Annotated in this window: 2 protein-coding genes; both read left to right on the top strand. The window is 58.3% G+C overall.

Annotated features, from left to right (window positions below):
• Positions 1-455: hypothetical protein (locus WCA53_RS19585; protein WP_423914407.1), on the top strand; the 455-nt coding region annotated here is incomplete at its 5' end.
• A gap of 781 nt (positions 456-1,236) precedes the next feature.
• Positions 1,237-1,971 carry a Crp/Fnr family transcriptional regulator gene (locus tag WCA53_RS19590; protein ID WP_423914410.1) on the top strand — a complete coding sequence of 245 codons (735 nt, stop codon included), beginning with the start codon at positions 1,237-1,239 and terminating at the stop codon, positions 1,969-1,971.
• Positions 1,972-2,377 lie beyond the last annotated feature (406 nt).

Consider the following 2,377-nt stretch of genomic DNA (forward strand, 5'->3'; position numbering starts at 1 on the left):
GGGCAGGGCGGTCATCAGGGGTGCAAACACTCGATGCAGCCAACCACAGTGTCATCGGCGCTCCGAACGACCCTGTGCCCGGCGGCATGCCCGGAACTTATGCTCGCCCTGTCGAACGTCGTGTACCGCGTCGTCCGGACAAGGCGGAACTCGCCGTCCTCACGGTGCTCGCTGACACGTACGGCTCGGAGATGTTGACCAATTCCTCGCTCGGCTACGTGTTGCGCATCGTCACGCGACACGGGGGCGTTGCGCTCGCGCAGCGGGTGCTGTTCGGTGAGTCCGCGGCCGATCAGCAACTGTCGGTAATGCTCACTGCGGCCCGGTTCGCGCTCACGCAGGTTTCCGCGATCTTTGTGAAGGAGTTTTTTGCCGATGCCAACTCGGTAATCGAAGGATATCGGCCTCGGCCGCCCGACGCATTCACAAGCCGAGACAGCGGGCGCAATGAGTGAAGAAGTATTAAATGATCTCCTGGTGCCGAAGTGAAGTGACGGCCGGCGATGCGCCAAACCAGATCGTGGCGTGCGCTGCTAAGCGGTTGATGCAATGCAGTTGGGCATCTCAGAGATTGCCACCCAAACCCCACTACAGAAGCCGGCCGACGGTGAACTTCGCGCAATCCATGCTACGTTTTTTTTCACCATCAAGCGCTGACACATCCGCTCCGCCATCGCGAGCAATGCCCGCAAGCCGCGCCGACGCCCCTCCGCCGATCTCAAGCCATGTAAGAGGCAAACTTCGCCTGGGTCACACCAAGTCGAAGGAACATTTCTGTATCACTTTTAAAACACCCTACGAATGCTTATGCGACCACGGTTTGAGGGCCGCAAAACAGGGATTTCAAATGGCGTTATAAAAATCGGATGCGCCTCCCGTAAGGTATTGAGCAGACGAAAGCGTTTGCGTGATTGATCGGACGGATAGCCCCGGTTCGATCGTACGCGGTTCAAGACTGAATCAAAAACCCTCTCATCCTCAGTGTGCGCTGCTGCATATCCTAGGACGCTCCATGATGGCATTGGGTTTGACACTGGCTGGCACGGTCCTCGCTAAATGTGTGGTGCAGCACTAGCCAATGTCGAAATTCGAAAGCAAGCCAACGACTTTGACAGATCTGCTTACGGGGCTGGTCGCAACACGTCTTCGATGGATGCCGTCAGATGCATCAGGAGACGCGGCGTGGACCAGAATAAAAAAATACGGCGCACAGCGCACGAATGAGAGAAGAAAATCATGTTGACCCTTCAGTCCGACCTGCACGGCAATCATCTGTTGGGTGCGCTTCCGGCGCATGAATGGCAAGCTCTTACGCCCCATCTGGAACTCGTTCAGCTTCGTACAGGCCAGTTGCTTTGCGATTCAGGACAACGTATTCATCACGTGTATTTCCCGACGACGGCCATCATCTCTCTGCTTCACTCGATGGAAGACGGCGGCTCGGCCGAAATCGCAGCCATCGGTCGTGAAGGCATGACCGGCGTTCCTATCCTGACCGGCGGCGATACCATGCCGACGCGCGTTCAGGTTCAATGCCCGGGCTTTGCTTATCGCATGAGCGCGAGCGCTTTGCGCGAGCAGTTTGGCCGCTCGGATTTCCTGCGTCGCCTGATGCTGCTGTACATGCAAGCCCTGCTGACGCAAGTCGCGCAGACTGCTGCGTGCAATCGTCACCATTCGCTGAGCAAGCAACTGTGCCGCTGGTTGCTGATCGAGATCGACCGTACGCCGTCGAACGAGTTTCAGGTGACGCAGCAGATGATCGCCGACATGCTGGGCGTACGTCGCGAAGGGGTGACGGAAGCGGCAGGAAAGCTCCATGACGCCGGCCTGATCCATCACAGCCGTGGTTGTATCAAGGTACTCGATCGAGCCGGTTTGGAAGCCCGTGCGTGCGAATGCTACGGCATCGTCAAGCGAGAGTTCGAGCGGATGCTGCCGCGCGAGCGCCAGACTGAAGAAGTCTGCTAAGGCTTGTTGGGCCGCGTTGGAGGTCAGGTCAGGTAGGCCGCCGGGGGATCGGAGTCCCGCGTGCTCGGCGATTATGTACGTGCGTCGGTGCGCGAGCCTGGCGACCCGAAACTGACAGCGACGGCATCGGCGGCTGCGACTCATTTGAACGGGCGACGGTTTCGATTGTGGGCTGCAACGTTTGAAAGGGGGAGGGGATACCCACCCTCGGCGATTGGTCCCGTTTTACAATCGTCGCTATTAGGGCGTGAGAGCGCTCATCGCTGTGCCAATAAAAAGACCCGAAGTTGTTTCCTTCGATCGCGCCTTATTTCAACCTCTCGTCGTTACTCGGCCAGTGCCCACACGGCCTCCGTCGATCTCGGCCGCAAACCAGTCTGATCTCCAAACGTCGGCTCATCGGACC

It is taken from the genome of Caballeronia sp. (assembly GCF_049581465.1).
In the GTDB taxonomy this organism is placed as follows: domain Bacteria; phylum Pseudomonadota; class Gammaproteobacteria; order Burkholderiales; family Burkholderiaceae; genus Caballeronia.